Origin of the sequence: Alcanivorax sp. DP30 (assembly GCF_009882945.1) — a bacterium.
GTDB lineage: Bacteria > Pseudomonadota > Gammaproteobacteria > Pseudomonadales > Alcanivoracaceae > Alcanivorax.
The window spans coordinates 579,024-593,674 of the sequence record NZ_WTUY01000005.1; the positions used below are offsets into that span (position 1 = coordinate 579,024).

16 protein-coding genes are annotated in these 14,651 nt (G+C 57.7%); 7 read left to right on the forward strand and 9 right to left on the reverse strand.

Going from position 1 to position 14,651, the window contains the following annotated elements; genetic code table 11:
* Positions 1-8: 8 nt before the first annotated feature.
* On the reverse strand, positions 9-182 hold the full coding sequence (locus GQF00_RS13735) for a hypothetical protein (protein ID WP_161319709.1): 174 nt from the start codon (positions 180-182) through the stop codon (positions 9-11).
* Between the two features lie 180 nt (positions 183-362).
* On the reverse strand, positions 363-1,571 hold the full coding sequence (locus GQF00_RS13740; protein ID WP_161319710.1) for a CaiB/BaiF CoA-transferase family protein: 1,209 nt from the start codon (positions 1,569-1,571) through the stop codon (positions 363-365).
* A gap of 189 nt (positions 1,572-1,760) precedes the next feature.
* Here GQF00_RS13740 and trmH point away from each other — a divergent pair, with 189 nt between their 5' ends.
* The gene (gene trmH, locus GQF00_RS13745; protein ID WP_161319711.1) at positions 1,761-2,444 is read left to right on the forward strand and encodes a tRNA (guanosine(18)-2'-O)-methyltransferase TrmH; all 684 of its coding nucleotides are present in this window, start codon (positions 1,761-1,763) and stop codon (positions 2,442-2,444) included.
* On the opposite strand, the gene GQF00_RS13750 is transcribed toward trmH, so the two are convergent.
* Positions 2,416-4,305 carry a hypothetical protein gene (locus tag GQF00_RS13750; protein ID WP_161319712.1) on the reverse strand — a complete coding sequence of 630 codons (1,890 nt, stop codon included), beginning with the start codon at positions 4,303-4,305 and terminating at the stop codon, positions 2,416-2,418. The genes trmH and GQF00_RS13750 overlap by 29 nt on opposite strands.
* Before the next feature lie 47 nt (positions 4,306-4,352).
* Here GQF00_RS13750 and GQF00_RS13755 point away from each other — a divergent pair, with 47 nt between their 5' ends.
* From GQF00_RS13755 to GQF00_RS13765, 3 genes are all read left to right on the forward strand, one after another.
* On the forward strand, positions 4,353-5,024 hold the full coding sequence (locus GQF00_RS13755; protein ID WP_161319713.1) for a methyltransferase: 672 nt from the start codon (positions 4,353-4,355) through the stop codon (positions 5,022-5,024).
* A gap of 185 nt (positions 5,025-5,209) precedes the next feature.
* Positions 5,210-6,538, forward strand: coding sequence for a DegQ family serine endoprotease (locus GQF00_RS13760; protein WP_161319916.1), 1,329 nt, complete (start codon positions 5,210-5,212; stop codon positions 6,536-6,538).
* A 64-nt stretch (positions 6,539-6,602) separates the two neighbouring features.
* Positions 6,603-6,881 (forward strand): DUF5666 domain-containing protein, encoded by a 279-nt coding sequence (locus tag GQF00_RS13765; RefSeq protein WP_161319714.1) that lies wholly within the window; start codon positions 6,603-6,605, stop codon positions 6,879-6,881.
* Positions 6,882-6,901: 20 nt separating this feature from the next.
* On the opposite strand, the gene GQF00_RS13770 is transcribed toward GQF00_RS13765, so the two are convergent.
* Positions 6,902-7,687, reverse strand: coding sequence for a crotonase/enoyl-CoA hydratase family protein (locus GQF00_RS13770; protein WP_161319715.1), 786 nt, complete (start codon positions 7,685-7,687; stop codon positions 6,902-6,904).
* A gap of 64 nt (positions 7,688-7,751) precedes the next feature.
* Between GQF00_RS13770 and GQF00_RS13775 the strand changes: the two genes are divergently transcribed.
* On the forward strand, positions 7,752-8,072 hold the full coding sequence (locus GQF00_RS13775) for a thioredoxin family protein (RefSeq protein WP_161319716.1): 321 nt from the start codon (positions 7,752-7,754) through the stop codon (positions 8,070-8,072).
* Here GQF00_RS13775 and GQF00_RS13780 read toward each other — a convergent pair.
* Positions 8,065-9,075: a zinc-binding dehydrogenase gene (locus GQF00_RS13780; protein WP_161319717.1), complete on the reverse strand. Its 1,011-nt coding sequence runs from the start codon at positions 9,073-9,075 to the stop codon at positions 8,065-8,067. The two genes, GQF00_RS13775 and GQF00_RS13780, sit on opposite strands and share 8 nt — an antisense overlap.
* A 288-nt stretch (positions 9,076-9,363) precedes the next feature.
* On the opposite strand from GQF00_RS13780, the gene GQF00_RS13785 reads away from it, so the two are divergent.
* A complete protein-coding gene (locus GQF00_RS13785) occupies positions 9,364-9,747 on the forward strand; it encodes a DoxX family protein (protein WP_202560503.1) in 384 nt (127 codons plus the stop codon).
* Between the two features lie 108 nt (positions 9,748-9,855).
* Here the strand turns inward: GQF00_RS13785 and GQF00_RS13790 are convergent, their stop codons facing one another.
* Entirely contained in the window at positions 9,856-10,254 is a 399-nt protein-coding gene (locus GQF00_RS13790; protein WP_161319718.1) for a TM2 domain-containing protein, read from the reverse strand.
* An 11-nt stretch (positions 10,255-10,265) separates the two neighbouring features.
* Complete coding sequence (purT, locus tag GQF00_RS13795; protein WP_161319719.1) at positions 10,266-11,447, reverse strand: formate-dependent phosphoribosylglycinamide formyltransferase; 1,182 nt, start codon at positions 11,445-11,447, stop codon at positions 10,266-10,268.
* Positions 11,448-11,530: 83 nt separating this feature from the next.
* Here purT and tadA point away from each other — a divergent pair, with 83 nt between their 5' ends.
* Positions 11,531-11,983 carry a tRNA adenosine(34) deaminase TadA gene (gene tadA, locus GQF00_RS13800; RefSeq protein ID WP_161319720.1) on the forward strand — a complete coding sequence of 151 codons (453 nt, stop codon included), beginning with the start codon at positions 11,531-11,533 and terminating at the stop codon, positions 11,981-11,983.
* Between the two features lie 306 nt (positions 11,984-12,289).
* Here tadA and GQF00_RS13805 read toward each other — a convergent pair whose 3' ends face one another.
* Both GQF00_RS13805 and GQF00_RS13810 read right to left on the reverse strand, forming a co-directional pair.
* Entirely contained in the window at positions 12,290-13,462 is a 1,173-nt protein-coding gene (locus tag GQF00_RS13805; RefSeq protein WP_161319721.1) for an OmpA family protein, read from the reverse strand.
* A 332-nt stretch (positions 13,463-13,794) separates the two neighbouring features.
* Complete coding sequence (locus GQF00_RS13810) at positions 13,795-14,586, reverse strand: GGDEF domain-containing protein (protein WP_161319722.1); 792 nt, start codon at positions 14,584-14,586, stop codon at positions 13,795-13,797.
* Positions 14,587-14,651 lie beyond the last annotated feature (65 nt).

Here is a 14,651-nt window from a genome sequence, read left to right on the forward strand (position 1 = left end):
GTGTCAGTCTAGAGCATCGGCACCAGCCAGTTGCCCAGCAGCAGGGCGCCTCCTCCCAGATAGCAACTGCGAATCAGCACCGGGTCAGATTGCAGGGCCTGGCGGCGTAGCTGAAAATACAGGCCGGCGCCCAACAGGGCGATGGCAACAGTAATAACGGTAATCCACATCAAAAGCTGCATGTTGTTGTCCTTGTGGCTTCCCTTTTTCTCTGTCTTTTTTAACGCCAGCTGACTGAGTGGTCAATGGTCTGGCGGCTGTGCTGACAGACGGCTGAAGCCGGAGGGGTACGGCTGGAGAGTGGCTCACGGCTTCTGGGTCGCTCTTGCATGCAGCCGGTTTCAGCGTGGCGGCACCCCTGTCTAGCCAATGATTCCCTGGCGTTTTAGGGCGTTGAACTCGTCGTCACTGAGACCCAGCTCATCACACAGAATGGAGGCATTGTGGCTGCCAATTTCTCCGCCCGGCCAGCGGGTTTCACCGGGAGTGTCGGTGAGCCGCGGGGTAATCGCCGGAATCTTCAGGGGCTTGCCGTTAATCTCCACCTGCTGGAACAGGCCACGGTCCTGGAAATGAGGGTCCTGCATCATGTCGGCCACGGAATAGATTGGGCCGGAGGGAACCCGTGCTTCTTCAAGGATCCCCAGGATTTCGTCACTGGGCAGGCTGCGGCACCAGCTGTCCAGGGCTTCATCAATGGCATCTTCGTTTTCCACACGCCCTGCATTGGTGGCCATGGCGGGATCTTCAGCCATGTCCGGGCGACCGGCAGCTGTCATCAGCCGCTTGAAGATGGAATCACCATTGCCGCCAATGACCACGAACTTGCGGTCGGCACAGCGGTAGGTGTTGGTGGGCACGATACCGGTAACCGTAGAACCAGAGGGCTCGCGGATCACGCCGGCGCCATCAAATTCAGGAATGACCCCTTCCAGCAGGTTGAATACCGATTCATACAGGGCGACGTCGACTACCTGGCCTCTTTTACTGGCGTGGCGCTCCAGAAGGGCCAGCAGGATGCCGAGGGCCGCATGCAGGGCTGCAATAGTGTCACCCAGAGACAGGTTGGGGCGTACCGGGCGCTCGCCGGGAAAGCCGTTTACGTAGCGTAGCCCGCCGATCCCTTCGCACACGGAGGCATAGCCAGGCTTGCTGGCGTAAGGGCCGGTCTGGCCGTAGCCGGAAATACGCGTGTAGATCAGGCCGGGATTGTCGTCGGCGAAGCTATCCGGGCCCAGGCCCCAGTTTTCCATGGTGCCGGGGCGAAAATTCTCGATCACCACATCCGCCTTGCTCATCAGTTTGCGCACCAGCGCCTTGCCTTCCTCGGTCTTGAGATCCAGGGTCACGGATTTCTTGTTGCGTCCCAGGCTGCGCCACCAGAAGGAAGTGCCGTCCTCATCCAGTTTGCGCCAGCCGCGAATGGGATCGCCGCCGGGTGGCTCTACCTTCACGACATCGGCGCCAAAGTATGCCAACAGGGTGCCGGTGAAGGGGCCGGCCAGCAGTTGTCCGAGTTCAACGACACGGATGCCTTCCAGGGGAAGCCGGCGGGAAGGGGTATCGGTCATGCTGTCTCCGTTACTATCGGGTGCAAAATGTGTATGAGGATCATGAGCCTAGCGGATTACGCCGGACTGTGGCAGTGACGATTTCTGTCCAAAAAACCGGTGAGTTTTGTCATCTGAAGGTTGTCCGGGGCCGGTTGGCACTATTTTCATGGCCCCTATACAATCCGCCGCCAGCCATGAGGAATTGCCATGACCCCGGAACGTTACCGCCGTATCTGTGAAACCCTGGATCGCCGTCAGCCCGATCTGACCGTGATCATGGATGGGGTCCACAAGCCCCATAACATTGCCGCCATCGTGCGTACCTGTGATGCGGTGGGGATTCTGGATGTGCATGCCATTCTCCCCAACAATCGCGCCCGTATGGCAGCTGGGACCGCCATGGGTTCCCAGCGCTGGGTCAAGGTTCACAAGCATGAGGAAAGCACCTCGGTGATTCGTGAACTGCAGGGGCAGGGCGTGCAGGTGCTGGCGGCCCATTTATCCGATACCGCCGTTCCCTACCGGGAGGTGGACTACAGCAAGCCCACCGCGCTGTTGCTGGGCACGGAAAAGTTTGGTGTCAGCGATGAAGCCGCGGCAGCGGTGGATCAGCATGTGATTATCCCGATGATGGGCATGGTGGAATCGTTCAACGTGAGTGTGGCGGCGGCCATAGTGCTTTCCGAAGCCTGCGAGCAGCGCCGGGCCAAGGGCTTATACGACCAGCCTCGTCTGGATGCCCAGCGCTATCAGCAGCTTCTGTTTCGCTGGGGCCATGCCAGGATTGCCCGTCTGTGTGATGCCCACGGCGTTCCCTACCCAGAGCTGGATGAGGAAGGTCAGGTCAAAGACAGCGCCGCGCTTACGGCGCTGCTGCAGAAGAGCGAGTAGGCGATCCCTTCAGACTTGCCGAAGGCGCGTGACTGACCTGCCAGTGGAAATCACTGGCACCGCCTTCACCCACCCAGGCGGGGAACCACAGCGTGTTATCCATGGTGGCGTAACGTAGCCGGGAAATATCCAGGTCTTGCTCCTCGGCCAGGGCAATCATGCGTTGCAGCACCTTGCCGTGATGAAGCTGGTCCGGGCGGGTGGTCGTGTCGATGATGGCCTGATGTACAAGGCGATTGAACGTATCGCGCGGAATGCCGGAGAAGTTCATCCGGTCCAGGTCGGCGATAAAGGCATCGGCCAGTGACTCCACTGTGGTAAAGCGTCCCTGCGCATTCAATTCTGCGAGTCGTTCGCTGACGACCGCATCGTACTTTTTGAAGGCTCCGTCATTCTCCGCCTCTGCCAGCGCTACGATGGCTTCGCCCAGACTGTTCATGTTGGCGTAATCCAGCTTGGGGATGGCGCCCATCAGGTTGATGACGGTGCGCGGTAGCCCGCTGCTTTGAAAACCCAGTCGCGGTGTGGCGCCGGGGAAGCGTTCGTAATCGGTGAGGCTGTCTGCATCATCCTCGTAGAACATGTTCATGTTGACGCCATTCAGGAAGGCATCAAACAGGCCGTTGGGCACCACCGGCATGTGATTACTGAAGAACATTTCCCAGCCCTGGTTGGAATCCATGTGCAACCAGTCGCCGGGCAGCCGGGTGGCATTCATGGTGTTCTCGAAGAGACTCATCTCGCCATCCACCAGGCCATACTCCTGCCGGCCATACACGGACTGGAAAGTCACCCGGGCGCCATCCAGGTTATGGAAATCGATGGCAAAGTGGATGCGCGGATCGCGCAGGAACATGAGGAAAAACTTCAGCACCTTTACGCTGCCAATGGCAAAGCGGGAAGGGATGGTGACCGACTGCTCGTAGAAATCCACCTGGAATTTCTGGCTGAAAAAGGTGGGCAGATAGGCATACCAGATGCGGGCTTTTACCAGCATGGAAACCCGCACCGGGCCATCGCGGACAGCGATTGGAGTGGCCTTGATGTTCTTGCGGGTATCCAGATCTACGCGCAGCTTCTGGTTGAGGATGCCGGTACTGATGTTGACATAAATATTGTCGAAAACACTCTTGTCCTGATGCGGGCCCAGACGCGGCGCCATGGACTGAATCTGGGTAAAGTCATCCGGCTCATAGTCAAGATGCATCAGGGTGCTTTGAATCTGTCCGGCCTTCAGGTCGGCACTGACATAGTCGGCGGTGGAGCGCTCGGGATTGTTGCGCACCAGATAGATATAGCGTGGCTGGTTGCGGGGAGAATCCAGGCGAATTTCCTCCAGGATCTCCCCGGCTTCTAGCGCATGCTCTGTGGGGGAATAGCGGCTGTTGCCTCCATCACGGAACATGAAAACCAGTTCGTCAAAGTCATCAAAGGTGCCGGGCTTGCCTTCCGCAGGATGGTCGTTTTCGCCATCGATCCAGATAAGACCGGTCTTGTCGAATTCATCAATCTGGAACGGGATGGGGATGAATTTTCCGGCCCGCACGGCCATCACCGAAAGCTCCTCAATGGGGATGCCCATATGGCCAGGCAGCTCGAAGCCTTTCATCTCCATGGGGTAGAGGTAGGTAAACTGGGTGGTATCCAGAGCCTTGATGGTGGCGTCCAGTTGTGCGCTGGATATCTTGCGCATACCCGGGGCCCAACGTCCCAGTGCACTGGGGTCGGCTTTGTAGAAATCGATAAAGTGCTGAAAATAGGCGTCTGGAACTCCGTCGGTCCAGATTTCCCGCGCCTGTAGCGGGCTGCCGAGGCTGATCAACAGGGCAATCAGCCCAATCCATGCCTGTCTGGCGGTCATTTTGTTATTCTCTGCGACGATTTTGGATAGGCGACGGAGCCTAGAGTATGACAAGCGACCCGAAAAGAGTAGGCCTGAACGCCCTCCACGAGCGGCTCCACCGCGTATTGCCGAATGTGAATCTGACCTGCCAGCCGTTACCCCAGACCCCCTCCCTGAAATTGTGGCTGCTTGACGAGCTGTTTCCGGAAAAGGCGCTGGAACCCGGTATCGTCAATGCCATCATGGAAGAGCCGCCTTACTGGTCTTTTTGCTGGGCGTCGGGACAAGTGTTGGCAGAATATCTGATCCGCCATCCAGAATGGGTGAAGGGGCGCTGTGTTGTGGACGTGGGGCCAGGCTCCGGGGTGGTGGCCATTGCTGCAGCGATGGCCGGCGCCCGCAAGGTCATCGCCTGCGACCTGGATGAGGATGCGCTGACTGCCACCCAGGTGAACGCGGCAGAAAATGGCGTCCACATCGAACTCAGTCAGGATCTGGACAGTGCGCTGGCCGACGCGGATCTGGTTACTGCGGCAGATATCCTCTATGACCGCGAAAACCTGCCGCTGCTGTCGCGCTTCAATGCCGCAGGGGCGGTGTTGCTGGCAGACTCCCGGGTACCGGATCTGGACCCGCCGGGTTACCGGTTGCTGGGGCAATGGCAATCCTGTACCTGGCCGGATCTTGGGGAATCCAGTGAATATAACGGGGTGCGGTTGTTTGCTTCGGAACCGTAGTGAAAAATGCCGGTCAGAGAATGCACGTGACGGAAGTTATCAGCCTGATGCTGCCACTACTTCCGTTGTGGGGGACAACAGGGATATGAATCCCGGTGTGCTTATTCCTTGAGGAACAGGAGGAACAAACTTTGTTGAAGGCTAAACCATCCATCTATTCTGTTGCAGGATTGCTGGCAATCCTGATGGTTGTTCTGTCACCGGCACAGGCGGCCTTGCCCTCTGCCACTGGTGATGGTCAGGCACTACCTTCGCTGGCGCCAATGCTGGAGGCGGCTTCTCCGGCGGTGGTCAATATTGCGGTGGAAACCCGGGTGCGGGCAGCTCGCAATCCGTTAATGGAGGATCCCTTCTTTCGCCGCTTTTTCAATATCCCTGAACAACAACGCGAGCGTCGCGCCGCCAGTGCCGGCTCCGGCGTCATTGTGGATGCCGACAATGGCTATGTGCTGACCAATGCGCATGTGGTCAAGAATGCAGATACGATCGAGGTGACGCTCACCGATGGCCGGGAACTGACGGCTGAGCTGGTGGGGACGGACGAAGAAGTGGATCTGGCGGTGCTGAAACTGGAAGACGCCAGTGACCTTACCCAGATCGCCATTGCGGATTCCACCACCTTGCGGGTAGGGGATTTTGTGGTGGCCATCGGTAATCCCTTCGGACTCGGGCAGACGGTGACCAGCGGGATTGTCTCTGCGCTGGGACGAACGGGTCTGGGGATCGAGGGCTACGAGAGCTTTATCCAGACCGATGCGTCCATCAATCCGGGTAACTCCGGGGGCGCCCTGGTCAACCTGCGCGGCGAACTGGTGGGCATCAATACTGCCATTCTTGCCCCGGCGGGTGGCAACGTGGGGATCGGTTTTGCCATTCCTACGGAAATGACGGAAAACGTGATGCACCAGCTGATAGAGCATGGCGAGGTGCGTCGCGGCATGCTGGGCGTCACCATTCAGGACCTGACCCCGGAGTTGGCGGACGCCTTTGGCGTAGAGCGTCAGCGCGGTGTGGTTATCACCCAGGTAGTGGAAGACAGTGCCGCCGAGAAGGCCGGTGTCAAGAGTGGTGATGTGGTGGTGGCCGTGGATGGCCGTCCTGTGAACCGAGCCAATGACCTGCGAAACAAGGTGGGTATGTCACCGGTGGGCGAAAAGGTCCAGCTGAGCATTTTGCGTGACGGCAAGAAGAAGTCTGTCACGGCGGTGATCAGCGAAACCTCCCAGGAGACGGCCGGTGGAGAGGCGGTTTCCAGTTATCTGGAAGGTGCCAGCCTGCGCGACCTGCGCAAGGGCGAGCTGCAGCACGCCGATCAGGGTGTCTTTGTGGACAAGGTAGAGCAGGGGTCCCCTGCGTGGCGTGCCGGGCTCCGGCAGGGTGATGTGATCATCAACGCCAATCGCAAGGATGTCGTAAACATGGATGAACTGAAGGGTGCCATTCAGGACAAGGATGCCGCCCTGTTGTTGCGGGTGAACCGAAATGGCGGTGTTTTCTTCGTAGTGGTACGTTAATCAGACGATGCAGGCAGGCCCGCCGAGCGGGCCTGTGACAAGGACGGAGTCTTGGAGAGTGATCATGAAGGGTTCATGGAAAGCATTGCCGTTCGCAGCGTTGTTCGCTGCCAGTACACCGGTTATTGCCAATGATCTGGAAGGCTTGATTGAATCGGTAGATACGGAGGCCGGCACTTTTGTCGTTCAAGGCATTACGTTTGTTACCAGCGCAACCACCTTCTATGAGGATGGTCTGAAAGAATTCAGCGATCTCCATGAGGGGCAGCGTGTGGAAGTGGACTTTCAGTTTCAGGATGGCAAGCATGTGGCCACCCTGATTGAGCTGGAGAGCCACGACTGAGTTGTTTCAAGGCGTGGCCTTCACGACTCGTCAAACTGGCCATGACGGCCACTGCCGGCCCTGAAACGGCCGGCACCTTCCAGGGCTTCCTCGAATACCACCGGGTAACCACCGGCGCCCTCCGTCTGCAGCGCGTCGGCCTCGGACTGTTGCCATTGCTCCAGCGCGGAGAGCCGGTCTGCACGCAGGCAGCGTTGCGGGAAGGCGGCAATTTGCTGCGCCATTTCCAGTGCCGCACCCAGAGCCCGGCCCTTTTCCACCACGCGATTGGCCAATCCGAAAAGTAGTGCTTCGTCGGCAGCCACAGGGCGCCCTGTCAGGATCATGTCCATGGCACGGCTATGGCCAATCAGACGGGGCAGCCGAACGGTGCCGCCATCAATAAGGGGTACGCCCCAGCGGCGGCAGAAGACGCCGAACACGGCATTTGCCTCCATCACTCGAATGTCGCACCAGAGCGCCAGCTCCAGCCCACCGGCAACGGCATAACCGCTGACGGCAGCGATAACCGGTTTCGTCAATGACAGCCGCGTTGGGCCCATGGGTCCGGGGCCGCTGCCTGCTGCATCAATCTCGTTACGACGCTGTGGATCTGACATGGCGCCAAGGTCTGCGCCCGCACAGAAGTTTCCGCCCAGGCCCTGCAGCACCGCGACACTCAAACTGTCGTCGGCATCAAACTGTTCGAAGGCTTGTCGCAAGGCGTCGGCAGTGGGGCGGTCGACCGCATTGCGGACTTCGGGCCGGTTCAGACTGACCACGAGAATGTTATCGTGGCGCTCGGTGAGTACGGTGGTCTGGGTCATTACTGGTATCCTTGGAGCGGTGGCAGGGAGCAACGCAAGGCAGAGTGTAACAAGGTGAGCGGTGATGCAGTATCAGGGTGTATATAAAGAGGAAACGCTGGGCCGGACGGAACTGGATAAAGTGGACGGTCTGGTCGTTGTGGAGTTTGGCACCAACTGGTGTGGGCATTGCCTTGCCGCGCAGGCGGATATCGAGAACGCCCTGGAGGCGTTGCCGGATGGGCAACATATCAAGGTGGAGGATGGGCCGGGACGGCGGCTTGGGCGAAGCTTTCGTGTAAAACTCTGGCCGACGCTGATCGTTATGAAAGACGGGCAGGAAGTCGCCAGGGCCGTGCGTCCGGATCGGGCCGCCCTGGACGCCCTGTTTTCGGGGATCAACTGATCGTCAGAACCACCTTGCCAATGGTGCGGCCGGATTGCAGTAATGCCAGCGCCTCATGGGCCTGGGTAAAGTCAAACTGATGACCCACATGAGGTGGCGTGATGGTAACTTCTGCCAGCTCCTGAAGCAGCGTCTGCATTTCCTTTTTTTGTTCCCATAGCCAGATCAGATTGAAGGCCAGTACGGAACGGTTGCTGCTGATCATCTCCATGACGTCATAGCGTGGCCGTTTCAAATACCGCCATAGAGCCCGGAGGTAGTCAGGCCTTTGACCACTGGGGGTAAATTCGGCGGCGCCGAACACCACCAGTCTGCCCATGGGATTGAGGGCATCAAAACTCGCTTTTTGCACCGCTCCGCCGATGGCATCCAGGACCAGATCAAAGTGCCTGTCTTCGCGTTGCAGTTGTTGCCGAAACGTTTTTTCGCGCACCAGAATCTGCGTGAATCCCTGTTGCTTCAACCAGTCTGCCTTGTCCAGACTGCTGACTGTTCCCACCGGTTTGGCCCCCAGGGTTTCGCATAATTTCATCGCCTGAAGTCCCACCCCTCCAGCGGCGCTGTGAACCAGCACCTGGTGTCCGGGCTGCACGGCGCCAAGCCGGGTAAGCGCGTACCAGGCGGTGAGTGTTTGCACTGCCCAGGCAGCGCCCTGAGCGGGGCTCCAATCGTGGGGTAGAGGCATCAGATAATCGGGATCGCTGTCGATCTGTGAGGTGTAGCCACCAAAGCGGGTAACCCCCATGACCCGATCGCCGACCTGATATCGCTGACACTGCGCACCGCATTCAATGACCTCACCGGCGAATTCCAGTCCGGGAGTGAATGCGCCCTCTGGCGTGGCCGAGTACAGGCCGGTGAGGGCAAAGATATCGGCAAAGTTCAGACCGACCGCCTCCACGCGAATTCTCACTCGGGTTTGTTCAAGAGGCCCGGACGCTTTCTCTTGCAGGGAGAGTCGGGAGAGACTGCCCGCTTTGGGAGTGTGCCAATAACGAATCATGTGTCGCTCGTGTTTGATGAAGGCACAAGCCTAGCAGAGAGATGGGCTGTCCGCAGGAAAGCTCAGGAGTGCAACGAAAAGCGCCTGCCCGCCCAGGCACTCCATGCTAGTGGACAACACAGCCATCCTATAACCCGACCAGCCCATTAACTACATCACCCTGATTGATAAATGCGTCATATTGTCGCCTTCGCATCGGATAAGCTGATGCTCTGACTGTCGGCTGGTGGTAGGGTTCGGAATGAGTCGGGTTGGTCCCGGTTCCACATTCAATGGGGAGATAGTGTCTTGAATAATCCTGATCTGGCGAAATTGATCCTGCGTCTTACAGCTGGAATCCTGATGCTGCTGCACGGTATCGGCAAGCTGTATTCCGGGGTGGGCTGGATTGCCCATGAGCTGGCATCCCATAACCTGCCGGGGTTCCTCGCCTACGGGGTGTTTATCGGCGAGATCATTGCCCCCTTGATGGTGATTATTGGGCTGCATACCCGTGTGGGTGCGGTGCTGATGGCCGGCAACATGTTGGTGGCTATCGTGCTGGTACACATGGGCGAAGTTTTTGCGCTATCCAAGTCTGGCGGCTGGGCGTTGGAACTGCAGGGTTTTTTCCTGTTCACTTCGCTGGCGATTTTTTTCCTGGGCGCGGGCAGGTACGCAGTCAAGAATTAACCCTTCGAGCTTCGAGCTTCGAGCTTCGAGAAAAGAAAAGGCCGAGCTCTGTCAGGAGCGCGGCCTTTTTTTAAGTTTGAAAAGTGGAGGGAGAGAGGCTGAACGTGTTCAGCCTGGCAGGCGGTTTTTCTCGGCGATTTGACCATTGAGAGTCAGGAAATCGTAGAGAATTCCCAGCCCGAACAGACCCACCGTCAGCAGATAGAGAATGCCGGTGAAGACCTTGCCCATGTAAAACCGGTGGATGCCGAAGATGCCCAGAAAGGTGAGCAGGATCCAGGCCACGTTATAGTCGATGCTGCCGGCCTCGTATTTTGCATCCGCCGCTTCGTCCATACCGGGGATCAGGAACAGGTCGATGATCCAGCCGATAAAGAACAGCCCGAGGGTGAAAAACCAGATGGTGCCCGTTATCTGCTTGCCGTAATAGAAACGGTGCGCGCCCATGAAACCGAAGATCCAGAGCAGATAGCCGATAACCTTGCTGTGCGTGTCCTGATTTTGCATGCATTGCGTCCTTATAATTTTACGGTGAGTGAGGCGATGGCGGCGTTGGCCTTGTCCCGGGCATTGGCAATGTCGCTGCCTAGCGCCAGCGCCACGCCGAGTCGGCGGCTGCCATGCACTTCTGGTTTGCCAAACAGACGCACTTCCGTGTTGGGTTGGCTCAAGGCCTGATCGAGGCCCTGATACTGCATCTGTTCTGAATCACCCTGCACCAGCAGTACGGATGAGGCGGCAGGGCCGCGTTGTTCCAGCGCCGGGATCGGCAGGCCGAGGATGGCGCGGGCGTGTAATGCGAATTCGGAAAGGTTCTGCGACAGCAGGGTTACCAGACCCGTATCGTGGGGGCGTGGAGACACCTCACTGAAATACACCTGATCGCCCTTGATAAACAGTTCAACGCCAAAGATACCGGTACCGCCCAGTGCTTCGGTAATGGCGCCTGCCACTTCCCGGGATGCATCCAGTGCTGCAGCGGACATGGGTTGTGGCTGCCAGGATTCCTGGTAATCGCCGTTGGCCTGACGGTGGCCGATGGGATCGCAGTACGTGGTGCCGTCGCGATGGCGAACGGTGAGCAGGGTAATTTCGTAGTCGAAGTCCACAAAGCCTTCAATGATGACCCGGCCTTCCCCGGCGCGGCCGCCGGACTGGGCATAGTCCCAGGCTTTCTGAATATCGGCTTCGGTCTTGATGGTGCTCTGGCCTTTGCCGGAGGAACTCATTACCGGCTTGATCACGCAGGGCATACCGATTTCGGCCACCGCTTGCTGGTAGTCTTCGAGGGTATCAGCAAAGCGGAAAGGTGAGGTGGGCAAACCCAGTTCTTCGGCGGCCAGACGGCGGATGCCTTCCCGGTTCATGGTCAGGTTGGTGGCCCGTGCGGTGGGAACTACGGTGACCCCCTCAGCCTCCAGCTTGAGCAATTCATCCGTGGCAATGGCTTCAATTTCCGGCACGATCAGCGCGGGCTTTTCCTTTTCCACCAGGCTGCGCAATGCGGCGCCGTCGAGCATGTTGATCACATGGCTGCGTTGGGCCACCTGCATGGCCGGGGCGTTGGCATAACGGTCCACGGCAATGACTTCGCACCCGTAGCGGATCAGCTCAATGGCCACTTCACGACCCAGCTCGCCGGAGCCGAGCAACATCACACGGGTTGCGGTGTCTGTATGGGGGGTGCCAATGGTGGTCATAAGATGTCTCATATCTGTTGTTAGGCCGATTGTAACGAAATGCCGGGCGGGTGCTACCATCTGCACAGCTGGGAGAATCTGCCATGAATGACGAAGACTGGATGCGCAGGGCATTGGCCCTGGCGGAACAAGCCGCTGAGGCCGGTGAAGTACCCGTGGGCGCCGTGTTGGTCCGCGATAACGTCTTGTTGGGGGAGGGCTTCAATCAGCCCATTGTCGCCCATGACCCCACTGCACATGCTGAAGTGATGGCGCTGCGTGATGCGGCCCGTAATGAACAGAATTATCGTCTGCCCGGTAGCACCCTGTATGTGACTTTGGAGCCTTGCACCATGTGCTTTGGTGCTTTGATCCATGCACGGGTGTCGCGGCTGGTCTATGCCGCCCCTGAACCACGTGCAGGTGTCTGCGCCAGTCAGCTGCAGTTGCCGGAGGTATCGTTCTACAACCACAAGGTGCTGGTGGAAGGCGGGTTGCTGACGCAGGACAGTGCGGCGCTGTTGAAGGGTTTCTTTGCCAGTCGGCGGGGGCGCTGAGCTACGAGCTACGAGCTACGCTCGATTGGATAGGAAAAACCAACAGGTCCCCAAATGCTCTGCTTTTCTACGCAGCAGCTGTAGGAGCGTGCCTGCACGCGATCCGAGCCTATCCGAGGTAAGGATTCCAGCGTCTCGACTGACGCCCCAGGCTTGCCTGGCGATCCGGATCCTGACATGGAAATGCATCAGCTTGAACAGCGTCCCCGATTTGTGTTCTGCAAGGGCCTGATCGCCCTGCGGTCGCGGAGCGGCATAAAAAAAGGGCCGACAATGTCGGCCCTTTTTTTGTTCAGGAAGTGTTCCTTACTGGAACTGGGCTTCCTTGGTGGTGGCTTTCATTACCGCTTCAACACGACGGTTCTGAGCGCGACCTTCGGCAGTGCCGTTGTCGGCAATCGGCTTTTCTTCGCCGTAGCCTTCAGTGCTGACACGTTCGGCGGCGATATCGTACTCGTCAACCAGAACACGCATCACAGCGTCTGCACGTTGCTTGGACAGCTTCTTGTTGAATGCTGCGGAACCGGTGCTGTCGGTGTGGCCTTCGAGTACCAGGTTGGCAGAAGGATACTGACGCATCTGCTCGGCAAGGTTACCCAGTTTCGGGTAGGAAGCCTTGGTCACTTCAGACTTGCCGTGCTCGAATTCAACGTAAAGGGTTTCCTTCACGTCCTTGTCGAGATACTGCTGGCAACCGGTTTCATCAACCAGAGCCCCAGCAGGAGTGTCAGCACACTGGTCTTTGCTGTTGGCAACGCCGTCGCCATCATCGTCCAGCTCGCAACCGGTGGCATCTACCTGAGCGCCAGCGGGTGTGCCTGAACACTGGTCTTGCTCATCCGGCACGCCATCACCATCGCTGTCGGAAACGATGTTATCCACTGGAGCAGGCTCTTCTTCCATTTCCTCGTCATTACCAGAGCTGCTGGCGCCGATCAGGAAGTTCAGGCCTGCGTAAATTTCCGCGTCCCAGCGCTCGCTGTCAAAGGCGTAGTAGGGGCGGGCGCCCACATCCAGAATGAAGTGCGGGTGCAGCAGGGTCTGGAAACCGGCTTCCAGGGTACCAATGGTTTCCTGGTAGTCGTTGCTGCTGTCGCTGTTCGGTTCTGCACGGAATTCACCGGCACCGATGCCCACATAGGGTTCGAAGGATGAGCTGCCGTAGAAGTGCTTGCGCAGGGCAGCACTGGCAATGTTCAGGTCCACATCGCCGAACAGTTCGGTATTGGAGTTGTTACGCTCCCACCAGCCCTGGACGGACCAGTCACGGTTGAATCGGTAACCCAGTTGGGCGCCGGGCAAAGTCACCTCGTTCTCGCTGGTGCTTTCCAGATAATGGTCGCCCACGTCCAGCCAGTTTTCACTGATGTGGCCACCGAAGTAGAAATAACGCTCGGGCATACCCTCAGCCATTACGGCTGAAGTGGCAGTAACAGACGCGCAAGCAATACTGGCTGCCAAAAAACGTTTAGCGTTCATAGACTCCTTCCTTTTTTATATCGATAGGCAGAACAAACACCAGTACAGTGTTGGGTAGCCTTTGATCCATGTAAATCCTACTTCTAGAGATTAATAAGAAAATTTACAAAGGGAGAAACTATTTGTCGTTTTTATGGCAACTCCCATAGAAAATTAACAATAAAGCATTATGAATCGTTAATGATTTGGTATTACGTTGCAGGTTCTGCGCCTAATCTGACGATATATGGAAGATAGGGCCAGAGGCAGTTTGAGGAATCGCAAGGGAATAAAAATTGTCTTTCGTTGTGATCAGGCTAAAAAGCACTCACCATTTTGTTGCTTGTCTTGTGTCAGTCGTCCGGCATGACAATTTTGTCTCGACGCTCGTTTCGGTTCTGATAGAGCGAGTAATCGGCTTCGTTGAGTAGCGAGTTCAGGTTTCGCCCACTGTTTTCTGTGCTGGCAGCACCAATTTTGGCACTGATACGAACAACAGGGCGGGTACCATCGTCCTGAATCCGGCCGTTGAGTTTCAGGTTGGCAGCGATGGCACGCAGGCCCTCTCCCATGCGGGTGGCATCTTCGAAACTGGTGTGTGGCAGAACCAACAGGAACTGGGCGCCATCAAAACGTCCGAACAGATCGCTTTCACGAATCTTTTCCGCGATACAGTCGGCGAATTGCTGCAGCGCCTGTTCTCCCACATGACGTCCCTGTTCATCCAGTAGCTGGCTGAAATCGCCAATTTCCAGCAACAGGACGGATACGTTGTAGTTGTGGCGCTGACTCAATGCCAGTTCTCTCTCCAGCATGCCCAGCAAGTGAGGCCTGTTGAACACACCGGTCAGATGGTCTTCCCGTGCGGCCTGCTGCAGTTCGCGATTGTGCCGGTCCAGGGCGATCAATCGGGTGGAAAAAAGAAACAGCAGCGGGGTGATGAGTATCAATGGGAGGGCGATGGCAAGGATCAGGGCAGATAACCAGTCTCGCTCCCCAACGATCAGCACGGCAATGCTGGTGAGGATGAGTGATACCAGTGTCGCGGCGGTCAGGAAGGCCGCCGTACCCTTGAGAGCAGAGGTGCGGTCTTTCTGGCTGATATGACGTGAGGCGGTAGCGATTACGTGAAACAGCGATGCCATGCTGCAAATTCCCCGAATACTGACTGTGTTTGTTATGGGGTCAGTATCCCGGCTGGCAGGGCGTG